Here is a 15,410-nt window from a genome sequence, read left to right as displayed (position 1 = left end):
CCGCTAAGGCAGGATCGAATCCACGTACCCGCCGTCGGCACGAACCGCAGCGCCCGTCGTGGCAGACGCGAACGGGGAGCTGAGGTAGACGACCAGGTTGGCGATCTCCACCGGTTCGATCAAGCGCTGCAGCAGCGACTGTGGCCGATGCTTCTTCATGAATTCACGCTGTGCCTCATCCCAGGGCAGCGACGTGTCGACAAGCTGATAGACGAAGTCCTCCACACCCGCGGTGTGCGTGGGCCCGGCGATGACCGAGTTGACGGTGACGCCGGAGCCGGCGGCATCCTTCGCGAACCCACGCGTCACCCCCAACAACGCGGTCTTGGAGACGCCGTAGTGGATCATCTCCTGCGGGATGACAATCGCCGAGTCACTGGCGATTTGAATGATGCGGCCCCATCCAGCCTCGATCATCCCCGGCAAGTACGCCCGGATAAGGCGCACGGCGGACAGCACATTCACCTCGAAGTAGTTCCGCCACTGTTCGTCGGTGATCTCACGTGCCGGTACGGCACCGAAGATGCCCAAGTTGTTGACCAGGATGTCCACCTCGGGGAGCTGCTCGCGGAGCAGCTCCACTCCCTCGGCAGTCGAAACGTCCGCGGCGACTCCGATGACACTGCCGTTCTGCAGCCCAATCTCGGCGATGGCCTCATCGACGCGGTCCTGCGAGCGACCATTCACCACAGCCCGCGCACCGCTGGCGGCGAGCTGCCGGACGATTTCCAGTCCAATACCCTGCGTGGACCCAGTGACTAAGGCGGTCTTACCAGTCAGATCGATGTTCACGTGTCTATTGAAGTCTCACCGCACCCGAGTTCATTCCCAGCGGGCTGATTGACTTGAGATCATGAGCTCGTTCCATCGTCCGCGTGTCCGCTGGACCGGCCGCAGTGCTGTACCCAGCTGGCGAGTCAGAAACGTTCACGAACGGCAGTTTCCAGGAAAAAATCTCGACGTGATCGCGCCGTTATTCGCCACCCTCGGATCACCCACAGATCGATTCTGGCCCGGGACTGACTGGAGCCCAATGATTTTGGACCGTCCGCTGCCTGAAGGGGCCAGCGGCGGACACGGGAAGATCCGATACACATGCACCACATATGTTCCTGGACGGTTCGTCGAGTTCACCTTCGACAGCGTGAATGGGAAGGTCATCGACGGCCGACATGTCTTGGAAGCGGTGCCTCGCCGCGCCGGAGTGCTGGTGCAGCACACCCTCGACCTTGAATGCGGCGTCAGTGATTGGATCAAGCTCACGACTCTCGTGGTTCCGGCACACGACGCGGTTGTTGAACAGCTTCTTGACAACCTCGAACGCTCTGTCACCGGGACCGCCACGCATCCACATCGATGGGGCCTTCGTGTGCTGTTGATTCGTCGGCTCTTCGGCCTACCGACAACGATGGCGTCGTGATGAGGCACGTGATCACCATCGGCGATCCTGTCGACGTCGCCGGATTACGTTGGTGTTGGGCACAAGAGGACGTTGCGGATTGCCATATCGCCGAAACACCGTCGCCGGAGTTCGTCTCCCACGTCGCGTCCTGGATGGGTTCACGCACCGTGTGGACGGCACACTACCAAGGGTGCGCGGTCGGGATGGTATGCGTGACCGCGCACGAACGGATGCCCAGCCCCAACCCCCGAGCGGCGGCAAGCTGGGGATACCTCGGACACCTGTACGTCCTTCCGTCCGCACGGGGTCTCGGCATCGGCGAAGCACTAGTTCAGACCGTACTTGCAGAAGCGGAGCGTCGGCACTACGCCAAACTCGTGCTCTCTCCGTCCGCGCCCTCCACACCTCTCTACCGGCGCTGCGGATTCACCGATGCCCAATCGATGATGGTGTGGCGGCCGTAGGGAGCCTCGGACACCGGCGATCCGGAAACGCCCCCGGATAGATGCCGAGGGCGTTTCCGGTCCACCGATCCGCTCAGTCCGAGCAGCAGCATCCACCCTGCTGAGCCGACACCAACTCCTCTGACACAACCTCAACCGTGCCGTCAGGACGCCAATCGAATGGGAAGTGCTTGCTCGACTCGCCGCGATGCTCGTGTGACCATTCGAACCCGACGGAGTGGTCCTTCTTGACCACACCCCAGGTCGCGACCTGACCCGGCCCCACTTCCGCTCCGGGTGCGTTCGCCGTCGTGACTCGCCGACTGGGGTCGGCGGTCGGACCGGTCAGCGCCTCGACACGGAGGTCCACCTTGCCGGGGATCTCTGCACCCCAACTCGCGAGATCATCGGCCTTGTCGAAGTTGATCGGGACGTATTCGATACCGCGCAGCTCCTCGATGAGGCTCGCGAACTCCGCGGGCCAGCCGCCCTCTTTACCCGTAAAGATTCGCTCCAGCGCGATGCGCTGACGGGCGTCCGCGGACTCGTCGATGTAGAACATCAGCTTCATCGTCGCGTCCGGGTCACCTATCCACATGTTCCCCTTGAACTCGCCCTGAGCGACCACGCCCAGATTGCTCAACTCGACATCGCCCCAATGGCCTTCATTGACATGCCACACCAAGGTGAAGAGGCAGTCCCCGTGTGTGGGTTCCTGCGCGAAGCTGCACGGGCAGGGCAGCTTGCAGCTGCACACGTCGAACCAATCGCCCTTGAGATTCCAGTCGTAGGTATCCGTCGCCGGCATTTCATCCATTCCTTTCCATACCCCATGGGGGTATCTGACAAGCTGAAGGTAGCAGCGGCTCCCCGATTTTGGCAAATACCCCTAGGGGGTATCTTTGGGAGCAGTCGCACCCGATGGACGGATCGATTGATATAGATAGGTCCATGCCCGCATCAGCCTTCGACCCCGCGCCCGTCAGACAGCTCTGGCAGGAACTGGGCATCCCGGGGATCGTGGACGTGCACACCCACTTCATGCCCAAATCCGTCATGGACAAGGTGTGGGCCTACTTCGACTCGGCCGGGCCCCTCATCGGGCGCCCCTGGCCAATCACCTACCGCGCCGAGGAGTCGCGGCGGGTTCAGATGCTGCGGGAGTTCGGAGTGCTCCGCTTCACCTCGTTGATCTACGCGCACAAACCGCAGATGGCTGCCTGGCTGAACCAGTGGGCGACCCAGTTCGCGGCGCAGACCCCCGACTGCATCCACACCGCCACCTTCTTTCCCGAATCCCACGCCGTCGACTATGTGCGCGAGGCCATCGAGGCGGGAGCCCGCATCTTCAAGGTCCACATTCAGGTTGGTGCGTTCTCCCCCATTGATCCGCTGCTCCTCCCGGTGTGGGGTCTTCTCGAGGACGCCGGAGTTCCGGTGGTGATCCATTGCGGCTCGGGCCCGGCTCCGGGCGAATTCACCGGGCCCGAGCCAATCCGGGTGCTGCTGACGCAGTTTCCGCGACTACACCTGATCATCGCGCACATGGGTATGCCCGAGTACTCGGACTTCCTCGATATCTCTGCGCGGTACGACGAGGTGCGGCTCGACACCACCATGGCCTTCACCACGTTCTCCAACGAGAAGGCGCCGTTCCCGGAAGCTGCCTACCCACGGCTTGTGGATCTAGGGCACAAGATCTTCTTCGGCAGCGACTTTCCGAACATCCCCTACGGATATGCCGAGGCAATCACAGCGCTGCGGTCCGTGCCCGGTGTCGACGACGGGTGGATGCGCGATGTCCTCTACCGCAACGGCGCAAAGCTGTTCGGCGTTGACGGCTAGATGAGCGAGCCGGCTCGATACGCCTCGCGCACCGTAAGCCGCTGACGTTTTCCGCTGCTGGTCCGGGGAATTGTTCGCGCCGGCACCAGCACGATCTCATCGAGGGAGAACCCAAAGGCTGCGCGTACCCCGCCGGCGATGCGCGTGCGCAGTGCCTCATACTCCTCGGCCGCCGCCCGTGTTCCGACGACAGCGATCACCGATTCGCGGGCTCGCTGCTCGTCACGCAGCGAGAAGACAACGGAAACACCGCCGGCGCCGCACATGCCGTCGATCTCCCGCTCGATGTCATAGGGCGGGAAATTGCGACCGCGCACGATGAGCATCTCCTTGTGACGGCCCACCACAAACAGTTCACCGTCAGCGAGAAAGCCCCGGTCGCCGGTGTCATGCCAGCCATCCGCGGGCACTGCGACCCCGCCGTCTGTGGTCAAGTAGCCCGACATCACCGACGGCCCGCTCACCTGGATATCGCCCAGCGCACCGTCGGGCACTAGCTCGCCGTCGGGGGCGACGATCCGAAGTTCCAGGCCATCAACCACCTGTCCGCAGGACACGACAGGCTGGTCGTCATCACGCCTGCGACCGACCCGCACCCTGCCGAAGGACGACGTGTCAGGCGCACAGCGTTGCAGCGCAACGGTTGTCGCGAGCACTGTTTCAGCCATGCCGTAGCACGGCACCAACACATCTGTCCGCATCCCCAGCGGTGCGAGCCGCTCGGTGACCTCTCGCAGCACCGATAACGGAAGGGGCTCGGCGCCGACGTAGGCGTGACGCAACGCGGACAAGTCCACGTCCGCGAGTGCGCCACCGCGCGAGATCGCCTCCGATACCGCCCGATACGCGAAGGGTGGGCCCGCAGTGTGCGTCGACCCGTGCTGGGACATGTGCCGCAGCCAGGACATCGGATCCCGTAGGAACCCCATCGGGGTCATCACCCCGACCTGCAGGCCGTAGAGCAGTGCCGCCAGCACCTGAATGAACCCCATGTCATGGTAGAACGGCAGCCAGCTGAACACCTTATCCCGTCCGCGCAACGCCCTTGTGCCATAAGCAATTGCGCTGGCATTGTGGACCACATTGCCATGCGTCAACAGCACCGCTTTGGGAGCCGACGTGGACCCCGAGGTCAGCTGGATATGGTGGATATCACCGGGATGGGGCTGCGAACACCGCTGCAAGTCAATCGGGTCGGCATCCACCAGCTCGTCATACGTCACGACTACCGGGTGCGCGACCGCCACCGCCACTCGCGGTTGCGCGATCACCATGACCGGATTCAGCACCGTAAGCGCCGCACTCAGGTGCGCCACACCCGCGGATTCCGGCCGCGATGGAGTCGGCGGGGGCGCGATCGCGCACGGTACCGCACCCAGCAGCAGCACCGCCAGCAGCGTCGTCAGGTACTCCTCGTCGCTCGCCGCGATCATTGCCACCCGATCGCCACGATGAAGGCCGCGTCCGGCCAGCACCGCCGCGCGAATCCGCGTGGTAAGAACCAGGTTTACCGCCGGAAGGGTGTACAGATGGCTACGCGAGTCGTAGAAGTCGATCTGCTCCAGCTCCGAGTGCAGCAGCATGGCGTAGTCGATCGCGCCGGATGCCATGGCCGGAGCATTCGCCTTCACATGCTGACGAATCGCCAGGTGACTCATGCCTGTTCGCGACGTTTCGCCTTATCGCTAAGACGCTGACGAATGAAAGCTCCGATATCGCCCACCACCGTAAACGCGAATGCTTCCTCTTCCGGAATGAAGACCGTGAACCTGTCCTCCAGCTCGTTCATCAACGCCATGAGCACCACGGAGTCAATGGGAAGGGCGAGCAACGGGGAATCGGCATCAACCGCGTCGAGGTCGACATGTGTCAGATCTTCCGGGGGAAGCAGCCGGGTCAAGGCATCTCGAAGCGCGCCGACGATCTCCGTATCATCGGGTAGTACAAAGGTTTCGGTCATTCTTCCTCTTTCTCCAGCAGCACGCCGTCCTCAAGGTGCAGCACGCGATCAGCGATTCCCGTGAGGCGCAGATCGTGCGTCACGATCACCACCGCCGCCCCTTGAGTCCTCGCGGCGGCCGCGAGTTGCTCGGCCACCTTCTTGCCAGTAGCCGAATCCAGGTTCGCGGTCGGCTCGTCGGCGAGCACCAGACCGGGGCGCGCAACCAGAGCCCTGGCCGCCGCCACACGTTGTTTCTCACCTCCCGAAAGCGTCGGCGGCCGGTGATCAGTGCGATGGGCCAACCCGAGCTCTCCAAGCAATTCCCGGGCGCGTGACATGGCCACATCCTTGCCCACCCCGGCATAGCGCAGCGGCAGCGCCACATTCTCCGCACTCGTCAGCGCATTGAGCAGGTTGTACTCCTGGAATAGGAATCCCAAGCGCTCCAATCGGATTCGCGCCCGTTTCCGCTCGCCAAGTTCACCAACGTCCTGGCCGTCGATCCGGACCCGCCCCGATCCCGGGGTCAGCAACATCCCCATGACGAGAAGGGCAGTGGTCTTACCTCCGCCCGAGGGGCCGACAACCAGCACCACCTCGTGGGGTCTGACCGTCAGATCCAGGCCCCGCAGAGCCCGCACCGCCGCGTCGCCGCTGCCGTACTGGTGCTCCACATTCTCAAGTTGCAACACAGGATTCATCGAATTCACCTCCGAAAGGCCTGAGCAGGGTCGATCCGTGTCACCCGCCGGATAGGAATCAGTGATCCGATGATCGCCATGGCGGCGGTCGCCGCGGCCATGGCGACGAGCATGATGGGAGTGACCTCCACCGTGACATCTCCCAGCCGATCCTTCACCAGGAACTGCACCCCATAGGTGACGCCCGCCCCCGACAGGTATCCGAGTCCGGCGATCAGGATGGCCTGGGCAATCACGGTGCGGCACAACTGCGCGGGACGAACGCCCAACGCGCGCAGCACTCCGAAATCACTCATCTGCTCGGTGGTCACCGCGAGAACGGTCAACCCCACGAGCGCCACCCCCACCAGCGCGGCGATCCCGATCATCGTCTTCAACGGTCGCCCGATCATCGAGATGACAATCGCCCGGCTGTTCTCGGCGAAAGTGGCCGAGGTGAGCGCGTCCATCCCGGGAACCGTCTTCCGGACCGAGTCCGCGACCTGGTCGGCGGTGAATCCTTCGGCAGGATGAATCAGGAAGTAGGACACACGATTTCCCGCGCGCAGCAGACGGGCCGCGTCCGGCAGCGAGATGAACGCGTAGAAGTTTCCCACGGCGGCGGTTTGGTTGGACAACCCTACGACGATGAAATCACCGTCCACGAGCTGCACCGTGTCACCGACGTGGATCTTGTTCTTCTTGGCGAGCACTCGATCGAGCACGACCTCGCCGGACCCACTCACGTTGCGGCCCTCCGATAACGACCACGGGCCTCCCACACCGGTGGCTGTGTCGTATCCAACGACGAAATACGCGGTGTGCCCACCGTTGTGCACGAAATCGGATGGCAGGCCAAGGATCGGCTCTGCCGACTGTACGCCGGGGACCTTGAGCAACCTGTCCTTGCCGTCGCCGGGCAGCCACGACACCGCACGGAACATCTGGGAAACGCCGGGCTGAACCACCCACACCGCGCCTTTGGAGTGGTCGATGTAAGTGGTCACCTGATTTGTGGTGCCCACAAAAATGCCAGACATCACCAGCACCAGAATCACCGCGACAGCGACCCCAATCACCGACAGGACGAATCGGGCACGCTCGGCGACAAGGTTCTTGACGGCGACAATCATCGGACCATCCCGCCTGCCATCGCGCGCAGCCTGTGCACAGCCCGAGTAGTGACCGCGATGACCCTCTCGACGTCATCCGGCGACACGTCCGGCCCCATCGAGAATCGCACCGTGGCCCGCGCTTGATCCTCGGTCAGCCGCATCGCTTGCAGTACATGGGAAACCGAGTCCTCCCCGGCGTGGCACGCCGATCCGGTGGATACATAGATGCCGTGCATGTCGAGATCGTCCGCGAGGGTGTCAGCACGAATGCCGTCGAAACGCACGCTGACGGTCTCCTCCAGTACCGGGTCGGTGGCGTTGAGGTGTACACCGCCCACAGAGCGAAGCCCGGCGATCAGCTGCTCGCGACGGTCCCGAATTCCCAGCCGGTACCCCATCGACGCCGTACGCAGACACACGTCGGCCGCGGCGGCCATGCCGAGTGCGCCGGGCACGTTCTCCGTGCCCGCACGCAACCGGTTCTCCTGCGGTCCGCCACGCATGACCGGCAACAGTTGGTGCCCACCCCGTACCAGTAGCGCGCCTACACCGCGAGGGCCGCCGAACTTGTGCGCCGACACCGAGATCATCGTGGCACCAAGGCTTGTCAGATCCAGCTTGCCCGCAGTGTGCACGGCATCCACATGGCACGCGACGCCCGATCGCGTGGCGATATCGGCGATCTCCCGGACAGGCTGGATCGCGCCGGTCTCGTTGTTTGCGTGCATCACCGAGACCAGCACAGTATCGCGGTGCAGCGCCCGACCCACAGCCACGGCATCGACATGTCCCGTCGGCGCGGGATCCACGAAGGTCACCCCCACGCCCAGGTCTTGCAGCGCATGAGCGTTCTCCACGACTGCCGGGTGCTCAATGGACGAGGTCACGAGGTGGCCCCGAAATCCCACGGCGGCAAAGGTTCCCCACAACGCCAGGGTGTTCGCCTCACTTCCGCCGGAAGTCAGCACAACCTCCTCGGCGTCAGCTCCGAACAGCGCAGCAATGGTCTGCCGGGCATCGGCGAGGGCATCGGCGGCGTCACGTCCAGCGCTGTGGCGGCTCGATGGATTGCCGACCAGGCGGTGTCCGCTCAATATCGCCTGTGCGGCCCGCGGATGCAGGGGTGCGGTAGCGGCATAGTCCAAGTAAATGTCAGACGGCGCCGACTGCGCGGGCAGTCTAAGTTTCAGGGATGGTGCTGACATCTTCGTCAATTCCGTTGCGATAGTTGTTGGCTAGGCGCTGGGCGACGTCGGCGCCGAGCGCGGCGACGTGCTGCTGTTCCGGCGAGAGGCCCCCCGACCACTCAGTGACCTGCGTCGCTTGGATCGTCGCGATCGCTTCCACCGACATACCGGTGAGCCGCTCGGTGAGGATGGACGCGACCGCCAGGGAAGCCGAGCATCCGTATGCCTCGAATCCGACCTGACTCACGACCTCCTCCTGGATCTGCGCGGTCAACAGGATCTGGTCCCCACACACCGGGTTACCGATGAAGGCCGTCACATCGACCTGCGCCAGGCGGCCCGAGTTGCGCGGGTTGGTGAAGTGGTCGACCACCGTCGCACTGAACCGGGGCACTAGGCGCCCGCCCCTTGAGAGGCCCCAGCAGAAGCCAGCTCGCACTCGGCGACGACTTCCCTTGAGTCTATGTACTTTTCGATACTCACGGCGCAGCAGCCCAGTTCGGCACCTTGACGCCGCCGCCGGAACTTCACGGTCTGGCCGGTGCGGCCGCAGGGGCAATCGCTCTCATCCACCTCACCGATGTCGTCGGAGAGCAGGAAACCGGGGTACGCGGTGTTCAGCGCGTCAAGGATCGCTATCCCGCCGGTCTTACCGGGTTCAAGCTCGACGGCCGCGTCGGTGACGTCCCGGATCGAGATGTAGCACCACGGCGGCACATGCTTGCGCTGATGCTCGCACTCGATGGCCAGCATGTTGGACTCGATCATGCCGTACATGTCACGGATGCGGGTGCGGTCAATGCCCAGCACGCGTTGTGCCTTCTCGTTGAAGTCGTCTCGGCTGATCGAGTTTCCGGTGTACTGCTTCCACCCGCCGAGCATGATGATCAACGAATCGGGATCGAGGGTGAGCGGAATATCCTCGAGCTCCAGGTATTTCAGGAACCGGGCGATGATGAAGGGCGGACCGATCAGGTGCCGCGTCATCCGCCCCTCCCAGCTCCGCAGCTGTGCCAGAGCCTCCTCGGGATCGAAGGAGTATTCGCGCACGATGTAGCGGTGATCGTCGAGCATCCCGGTCAGAAGGTTGAAGATCTTGACCATGCCCATCTCGGGCACCTCGGCGGTAGACGGGCACAGGAATAGCCCCGCACCCTGGGAAATACCGAAGAAGTCCCGGTATCCCCCAAAGATTCCGACGGACGCCCGGGTCACCGTCATCGCATCGCGTCGCGCTACCGACGGCACGCCGCTCGTGCCGGTAGACCTGATCTCGATCTCGACATCCTCAAGCCCGCAGGTCATGAGGATATGCGCGCCAGCCTGTTTGAACATGCTGACCGGAAGCAAGGGGATGCGCTGCAGGTCAGCCCAGCCGCGAATGTCAGTCGGGGTGAGGCCTACAGCCTCGCACTGGGCGCGATAGAACCCGTTGCGGTCGAAGTGCAACGCGAAGGCCCGACGCACCACGTCGGCGAGCGACCCCCGCCAGTCGTCCCGCGTCGCCCGGAGGGCTTCCCCCGGCATCCCGAGCATGGTGACCAAATCCACTGCGCATCTCCTTTGACTGCCTCGCCCACACAGGGCACCGATGGAGTGGTCGAATCATCGTGAGGAAAAGTTCCCGCAGAGTTTCCGGGCTTTATGGAAGAGTCCGGACCATGGCTGAAGAACCATTGCGTGCGGACCACGCTGAGCTACTGAGACGACGTGCGCTTACCGAGGATGCCGCCCGCCCCGATGCGGTTGCCCGCCGTCATGCCGGCGGCAGTCGCACCGCACGCGAAAACATCGCCGATCTGGTAGATGCGGGGTCATTCGTGGAATACGGGCGATTCGCCATCGCCGCGCAGCGTGGGCGACGCGACATCGCCGACTTGATCGCCCGCACACCCGCCGATGGCCTCGTCGCCGGGACGGCCCGCGTCAACGGCGACATGTTCGGCGCTGACCGCAGCGCGTGCGCCGTGCTGTCATACGACTACACCGTGCTGGCCGGAACGCAGGGCGCACTCGGCCACCATAAGAAGGACAGACTGTTCGATCTCATCGAACGCATGAAGCTGCCAACGGTGTTCTTCGCCGAGGGAGGCGGCGGACGCCCCGGTGACACCGACTATCCCGTGGTCTCCATGCTCGACGTCCGCGCGTTCAAGTTGTGGGCCGCGCTATCGGGGGTGGTGCCGCGGATCTCGGTAGTCAAGGGACGGTGCTTCGCGGGCAACGCCGTCATCGCGGGTTGCTCGGATCTGATCGTGGCGACCAAGGACACATCCATCGGCATGGGTGGCCCGGCCATGATCGCCGGCGGCGGACTCGGTGAGGTGCATCCCGATGAGGTCGGGCCGTTGTCTGTGCAATCACCCAATGGGGTCGTGGACGTGGTCGTCGACGACGAGCAGCAGGCCGTCGCCGTCACCAAACGGCTCATCGGGTATTTCCAGGGGGCAATAGAGCCCGGACAGGCAATGGACCAAACCGTCTTACGGACAATGATTCCCGAGCGTGCACGGAGGGCTTATCCGGTGGCACCGATCATCGAGACGCTCGCCGACGCGGGCTCGGTGACGTTCCTGCGGGAGAAGTTCGCGCCCGAGATGGTGACGGCCCTCGCGCGTATTGAGGGCCGCGCCGTTGGCATCCTCGCCAACAATTCGATGGTGATGGCGGGAGCGATCACTGCCGCCGCATCGGATAAGGCCGCTCGGTTCCTGCAGCTGTGCGATGCCTTCGGCTTACCGATGCTCTCACTAGTCGACTGCCCGGGGTACATGGTGGGTCCCGCCGCGGAGGCCGATGCACTGGTCCGGCGTGCATCGCGCATGCTCGTCGCCGGGGCCGCGCTACGCGTACCGCTTGTTTCGGTCATCCTGCGCCGCGGGTATGGCCTTGGCGCACAAGCCATGACCGGCGGCAGCCTGCATGAACCACTGCTGACAGTCGCCTGGCCGGGCGCGCATCTGGGGCCCATGGGCCTGGAGGGCGCGGTGCGACTGGGGCTGCGTAAGGAATTGGAAGCGATTCCCGACGAGGCTGCCCGGGAGGAAGCCGTGCGTCAGGGCACCGCCGCGGCCCAAGAGAATGCCAAGGCACTCAACGCCGCTCAGATCTTCGAGATCGACGATGTGATCGACCCGGCCGAGACGCGATCCCTCATCGCCTCGACCTTCGCTGCCGCCATGCGAGAACCGCTGCCGCCGCGCAGATCTGTCGTCGATACCTGGTAGTGGCTCAGCCGGCGCTCGGAACCCTGAACCCGTTACTGCGCCGCCTCCACGAACTCACGCCTTCCATACCGGATGGTGGCGTCCTTCCCACGGCCACCGGCTGCCTCGACCAGGCGTCGCGCCGTGTCCACATCTTTGATATCCGCGATCAGGGCCAACCACCCGTCTTCGGTCACCGACCCGCCGGCCAATGCCTCGCGCGCAGTCCCGTCCGCGGCCAGCGCGTCGTGGAACCGCACCCGATCGATCCCCGGAACCTCCACGGCCACAGCATTGATCCCAGCGTCCCCCGCCGGCAGATATTCGAAGGTGAGCACCGATTCCTGACCGAACTGCCGACCCACCTGCTCGCCGATGCGTTGTAGATCATCGCGATCCACGCAGGCAAGTTCGAAGGCGCGCGACCGCTCGTAGGTCATTCGGTTGTTGTCCTGCGACCAATACACACCGTCGACCGGCGTCGACCGCACGGGCAGCACCAGATTCTGGACGGTCATTGCGCTGACTTGTAGCGAGAAGTCATCGAGTGGGTCCAGCAGACGCCCATCGGCGGGGTCGGTGATGATCGCGGTATTGTTGGTCGCGAACAGCTCTGCCTGAGGGTGGGCCGGATCGCCCGCAACGCACGACTGTGGACCGGCGTGGGCGTATCCCGCGGGTTGCCCACCCGCGACGAGCGCCAGCATCGCAATTCCGATCGCGAGTACGCGAGTCACCCGATGCATTATTCCGGCACGCCGCCTCCTGACGGAAGTGCGAATTTGACCTCAAGCGCGGTTGAGATTCTAGGTTGTGGACTCATGACCTCGATCCACGATCCATCCGTCCGCCAGTTCCTCGATTCGACTCCCGCACTGGTAGGGCAGCTGGGGTACCTCGGAACCGACGGACGCCCGCTCGTACTACCCATCTGGTACCGGCTCGCCGACGATCACCTGCAGTTCGTCACTCGTGTAGACACTCTGAAAGTCAGAGCGTTGCAACGGGACCCGCGTGCCACAATCACCGCGGCAACACCAACCGAGCCCTACCTGTATGTCCAGATCCAGGGCGAAGCCAAGCTGGAACCGGACGAGGCTGAGGTTCGCACCACCCTGATCGACATCACCGCCCGGTACCTGGGAGCCGAGCGCGCCGCAGCCTACGTGGACGAGCATCACAGCGCACCCGGAGAGGCGATCGTGCGGGTACATCCCGTCCGCGTCCACGCTGCTCTCTGATACCTGCCTCTGACTACCCAGGAGACTCCCGATGTACACCATCACCATCAATGGTGCGCAGCTCACCTTCGACGATCAGGGCCTGGACGATGGGCCCGCAATCCTGCTACTCACCGGATGGGGGCACGACCACCGCGCGTATGACGAGCTGTTGCCGCACCTCCTCCCCCGCCACCGCATCATTCGCATGGACTGGCGCGGCCACGGCATCGACCGCACCGCCGTTGCCGACTTTGGTCTTGCGGAACAGATTTCAGATGTCACCGGGTTGCTCGACGCCCTCAGCGTGCAGTCGATTGTCCCCGTCGCTCATGCTCACGCCGGCTGGACGGCGCTGGAGATCGCCGAACGGCTCGGCGCGGTGCGGGTGCCGAGCGTCGTCATCGTGGACCTCATCATGTCGGAGGCCCCCACCGAATTCCTCAACGGCATAAGAGCATTCCGCGATCCGCTGCGCTGGCAATCCAGCCGCCTCGAGTTCCTCCGCGCCTGGCTGGCCGGTAGCGACAACGAGGCCGTCAACCGGCACATCCGCTCCGAGATGGGCGGATTCGGGTTCGACGTGTGGGCACGGGCCGGCCGAGTCATCGAGGATGCGTACACCACATGGGGCTCACCCATGTCACGCATGGAGAAGCTGACCGAACCGCGACGCGTTCACCACATCTTCTGCAGGCCGGAACGCACCGCCTACGACGATCTCCACGACGAGTTCCAGTCGCGCAATCCCTGGTTCAGCTACGCACGGCTGTGCGGCACGACCCATTTCCCTCAGCTGGAGTTGCCAGCGCAGGTCGCACGGGAGATCACGAACCTGCTCTCCTAACTACTAACCCGTCATTGTTTTCACGGTGGGGCCGGCCGTCCAGCCGCCATCCACGGCGAGCTGGGCCCCGGTGACGCAACTCGCGGCGTCCGACAGTAGATAGGTGACCGCGCCGGCCACCTCCTCGGGAGTCCCCACCCGGCCCATGGCGGTGATGGGCATGTTGCCGTCCCCCTGCTGAAAGCCGGCATGAGCCGTCATGGGCGTGTACACAACGCCAGGGTGCACGGAGTTGACCCGAATACGATCGAGTCCCAGTTCGACGGCTGCAACCTTGGACAGACCCCGCACGCCCCATTTGGACGCGCCATAGCCGGAGGTGAGCGCCAGACCGACGAGGCCGGCGGCCGACGAGATGTTCACGATCGAACCACCGCGACATACGCGCATCTGCGGGATAACGGCCTGCACGCCGATGAAGACGCCAACGCGGTTCACGTCGATCACCTTGCGGAAGTGTTCAAGCGGCTCGTCGGCGACCAGCGAGGCACTGGACATCCCGGCGTTGTTGACCAAGCCGGTGACCGAACCGAACTCCGCGAATGTGGTCTCGATCAGTGCCCGCCACTGATCGGCATCGGTCACGTCCAGGTGCGCGAATCACGCGGAGTCACCGAGCTCGGCGGCAAGCTGTCGGCCATTGTCATCGAGCACATCGGCGATGACAACCCTGCCGCCGTGCGACACGATGCGGTGCGCGAAGGACGCGCCGAGCCCGCGAGCACCACCCGTGACGATGATGTTCTTTTCCTTGTAGCAGAGCAGAATTGCCATTCATGATTTCAGGCAACCACAACCCCACGAGCGCATGCGGAGCCTCTCCCACCCTACGGGAGGAGTGAGCGATAACACCGGTGCACACCAATTATGAGGTGGCACCAAAGGATTCGAATCCTTTAGATCTCGACAGACTCCGCTTCTGCGGAAGCACCATCGGCGGGTACGGGCTCGGGCTTCGGCGCTAGCACCGATGCGGGGATCACCTCGGGACCCTCCCCATGCGCGGGCACATCCAACGGCGCAGCCCCAGCCTCGTCCGTGTTGTCCATTGGCAGATACATATGTCGCTTGAACTGCGACTGGTAGGCGCCGCCTCCACCAATCCTGACGCCGCCTCCCTCGCCACTGGACACGGCCGTGCCGTCGGGCAGCGTGACGGCGGTGTGACCGCCATTCCAGCCAATCACCAGTGCACCAGGAGCGGTGCCGTACTTGAAACCACGTGCAAGGAGCGCACGCTCCTGGTTCCCGGTGTTGAACCGAGAACCGAACGCGGGGCGATCGGTGGCGACGTTGGACACCCAGGAGGCCAGGCCGGAGCAGTCGGTGCCCCGTGCGGAGTCTCCGCCCGAGATATACGGCGTACCCGAGACCTGATGGATAAACGCCAGCAAAGCAGCGAGATCAGACATGAGACCGGACGCTAACAACGAGCTTGATGGCCTACCAAAATATGTGGCTTGCGTCATATTTGCTGATGATTATGGCGGGAATTACCCTCCGCCATAGCCGTACTGATTACG

At 63.9% G+C, this 15,410-nt stretch carries 16 protein-coding genes and 2 pseudogenes; 6 read left to right on the top strand and 12 right to left on the bottom strand.

Annotated features, from left to right (window positions below):
• Nucleotides 1-3: 3 nt before the first annotated feature.
• Nucleotides 4-792 (bottom strand): SDR family oxidoreductase, encoded by a 789-nt coding sequence (locus tag B4383_RS22995; protein WP_078293645.1) that lies wholly within the window; start codon nt 790-792, stop codon nt 4-6.
• 169 nt (nt 793-961) lie between these two features.
• On the opposite strand from B4383_RS22995, the gene B4383_RS22990 reads away from it, so the two are divergent.
• Both B4383_RS22990 and B4383_RS22985 read left to right on the top strand, forming a co-directional pair.
• Nucleotides 962-1,420 (top strand): SRPBCC family protein, encoded by a 459-nt coding sequence (locus B4383_RS22990; RefSeq protein ID WP_139360999.1) that lies wholly within the window; start codon nt 962-964, stop codon nt 1,418-1,420.
• A complete protein-coding gene (locus B4383_RS22985; RefSeq protein ID WP_078293641.1) occupies nt 1,420-1,866 on the top strand; it encodes a GNAT family N-acetyltransferase in 447 nt (148 codons plus the stop codon). Before B4383_RS22990 ends, B4383_RS22985 begins: the two co-directional genes overlap by 1 nt.
• Nucleotides 1,867-1,939: 73 nt before the next feature.
• Here the strand turns inward: B4383_RS22985 and B4383_RS22980 are convergent, their stop codons facing one another.
• Nucleotides 1,940-2,653, bottom strand: coding sequence for a DUF1326 domain-containing protein (locus tag B4383_RS22980; protein WP_078293782.1), 714 nt, complete (start codon nt 2,651-2,653; stop codon nt 1,940-1,942).
• Nucleotides 2,654-2,796: 143 nt separating this feature from the next.
• Between B4383_RS22980 and B4383_RS22975 the strand changes: the two genes are divergently transcribed.
• Complete coding sequence (locus B4383_RS22975; RefSeq protein WP_078293639.1) at nt 2,797-3,690, top strand: amidohydrolase family protein; 894 nt, start codon at nt 2,797-2,799, stop codon at nt 3,688-3,690.
• Here B4383_RS22975 and B4383_RS22970 read toward each other — a convergent pair.
• The 7 genes from B4383_RS22970 to B4383_RS22940 are packed head-to-tail and all read right to left on the bottom strand — an operon-like array spanning nt 3,687 to nt 10,165.
• The gene (locus B4383_RS22970) at nt 3,687-5,321 is read right to left on the bottom strand and encodes an AMP-binding protein (protein ID WP_078293780.1); all 1,635 of its coding nucleotides are present in this window, start codon (nt 5,319-5,321) and stop codon (nt 3,687-3,689) included. The two genes, B4383_RS22975 and B4383_RS22970, sit on opposite strands and share 4 nt — an antisense overlap.
• A gap of 23 nt (nt 5,322-5,344) precedes the next feature.
• Nucleotides 5,345-5,650 carry an acyl carrier protein gene (locus B4383_RS22965; protein ID WP_078293637.1) on the bottom strand — a complete coding sequence of 102 codons (306 nt, stop codon included), beginning with the start codon at nt 5,648-5,650 and terminating at the stop codon, nt 5,345-5,347.
• On the bottom strand, nt 5,647-6,333 hold the full coding sequence (locus B4383_RS22960) for an ABC transporter ATP-binding protein (protein ID WP_078293777.1): 687 nt from the start codon (nt 6,331-6,333) through the stop codon (nt 5,647-5,649). The genes B4383_RS22965 and B4383_RS22960 overlap by 4 nt, the downstream gene beginning before the upstream one ends.
• A 5-nt stretch (nt 6,334-6,338) precedes the next feature.
• Nucleotides 6,339-7,445: an ABC transporter permease gene (locus B4383_RS22955; protein WP_078293634.1), complete on the bottom strand. Its 1,107-nt coding sequence runs from the start codon at nt 7,443-7,445 to the stop codon at nt 6,339-6,341.
• Nucleotides 7,442-8,632: a cysteine desulfurase family protein gene (locus B4383_RS22950; protein WP_078293631.1), complete on the bottom strand. Its 1,191-nt coding sequence runs from the start codon at nt 8,630-8,632 to the stop codon at nt 7,442-7,444. Before B4383_RS22950 ends, B4383_RS22955 begins: the two co-directional genes overlap by 4 nt.
• Nucleotides 8,607-9,008, bottom strand: coding sequence for an iron-sulfur cluster assembly scaffold protein (locus B4383_RS22945; protein ID WP_078293628.1), 402 nt, complete (start codon nt 9,006-9,008; stop codon nt 8,607-8,609). The genes B4383_RS22950 and B4383_RS22945 overlap by 26 nt, the downstream gene beginning before the upstream one ends.
• A complete protein-coding gene (locus tag B4383_RS22940) occupies nt 9,008-10,165 on the bottom strand; it encodes an acyl-protein synthetase (protein WP_078293626.1) in 1,158 nt (385 codons plus the stop codon). Before B4383_RS22940 ends, B4383_RS22945 begins: the two co-directional genes overlap by 1 nt.
• A gap of 110 nt (nt 10,166-10,275) precedes the next feature.
• On the opposite strand from B4383_RS22940, the gene B4383_RS22935 reads away from it, so the two are divergent.
• On the top strand, nt 10,276-11,841 hold the full coding sequence (locus B4383_RS22935; RefSeq protein ID WP_078293624.1) for a carboxyl transferase domain-containing protein: 1,566 nt from the start codon (nt 10,276-10,278) through the stop codon (nt 11,839-11,841).
• A gap of 32 nt (nt 11,842-11,873) precedes the next feature.
• On the opposite strand, the gene B4383_RS22930 is transcribed toward B4383_RS22935, so the two are convergent.
• Complete coding sequence (locus B4383_RS22930; RefSeq protein ID WP_078293775.1) at nt 11,874-12,557, bottom strand: hypothetical protein; 684 nt, start codon at nt 12,555-12,557, stop codon at nt 11,874-11,876.
• Nucleotides 12,558-12,641: 84 nt separating this feature from the next.
• On the opposite strand from B4383_RS22930, the gene B4383_RS22925 reads away from it, so the two are divergent.
• Together B4383_RS22925 and B4383_RS22920 are read left to right on the top strand one after the other, a co-directional pair.
• On the top strand, nt 12,642-13,061 hold the full coding sequence (locus B4383_RS22925) for a TIGR03618 family F420-dependent PPOX class oxidoreductase (protein ID WP_078293622.1): 420 nt from the start codon (nt 12,642-12,644) through the stop codon (nt 13,059-13,061).
• A 31-nt stretch (nt 13,062-13,092) separates the two neighbouring features.
• The gene (locus B4383_RS22920; RefSeq protein WP_078293620.1) at nt 13,093-13,887 is read left to right on the top strand and encodes an alpha/beta fold hydrolase; all 795 of its coding nucleotides are present in this window, start codon (nt 13,093-13,095) and stop codon (nt 13,885-13,887) included.
• Between the two features lie 3 nt (nt 13,888-13,890).
• Here the strand turns inward: B4383_RS22920 and B4383_RS22915 are convergent.
• Together B4383_RS22915 and B4383_RS22910 are read right to left on the bottom strand one after the other, a co-directional pair.
• Nucleotides 13,891-14,665 (bottom strand): annotated as a pseudogene (locus B4383_RS22915) (glucose 1-dehydrogenase).
• A gap of 265 nt (nt 14,666-14,930) precedes the next feature.
• A pseudogene (locus B4383_RS22910) lies at nt 14,931-15,299 on the bottom strand (hypothetical protein); the annotation flags it as partial.
• Between the last annotated feature and the right edge of the window lie 111 nt (nt 15,300-15,410).

Source organism: Mycobacterium sp. D16R24, from assembly GCF_002013385.1.
Classification (GTDB): Bacteria; Actinomycetota; Actinomycetes; order Mycobacteriales; family Mycobacteriaceae; genus Mycobacterium.
Note: the sequence above shows the minus strand (reverse complement) of the source record. Positions and strands in the feature narration are given on the sequence as shown.

Bases quoted from the DNA above. Each gene is read 5' to 3' on its own strand.
- B4383_RS22925 (WP_078293622.1), top strand. From the start codon at position 12,642: ATGACCTCGATCCACGATCCATCCGTCCGCCAGTTCCTCGATTCGACT.
- B4383_RS22985 (WP_078293641.1), top strand. From the start codon at position 1,420: ATGAGGCACGTGATCACCATCGGCGATCCTGTCGACGTCGCCGGATTA.
- B4383_RS22960 (WP_078293777.1), bottom strand. From the start codon at position 6,333: ATGAATCCTGTGTTGCAACTTGAGAATGTGGAGCACCAGTACGGCAGC.
- B4383_RS22920 (WP_078293620.1), top strand. From the start codon at position 13,093: ATGTACACCATCACCATCAATGGTGCGCAGCTCACCTTCGACGATCAG.
- B4383_RS22935 (WP_078293624.1), top strand. From the start codon at position 10,276: ATGGCTGAAGAACCATTGCGTGCGGACCACGCTGAGCTACTGAGACGA.
- B4383_RS22975 (WP_078293639.1), top strand. From the start codon at position 2,797: ATGCCCGCATCAGCCTTCGACCCCGCGCCCGTCAGACAGCTCTGGCAG.
- B4383_RS22950 (WP_078293631.1), bottom strand. From the start codon at position 8,632: ATGTCAGCACCATCCCTGAAACTTAGACTGCCCGCGCAGTCGGCGCCG.
- B4383_RS22980 (WP_078293782.1), bottom strand. From the start codon at position 2,653: ATGCCGGCGACGGATACCTACGACTGGAATCTCAAGGGCGATTGGTTC.
- B4383_RS22955 (WP_078293634.1), bottom strand. From the start codon at position 7,445: ATGATTGTCGCCGTCAAGAACCTTGTCGCCGAGCGTGCCCGATTCGTC.
- B4383_RS22965 (WP_078293637.1), bottom strand. From the start codon at position 5,650: ATGACCGAAACCTTTGTACTACCCGATGATACGGAGATCGTCGGCGCG.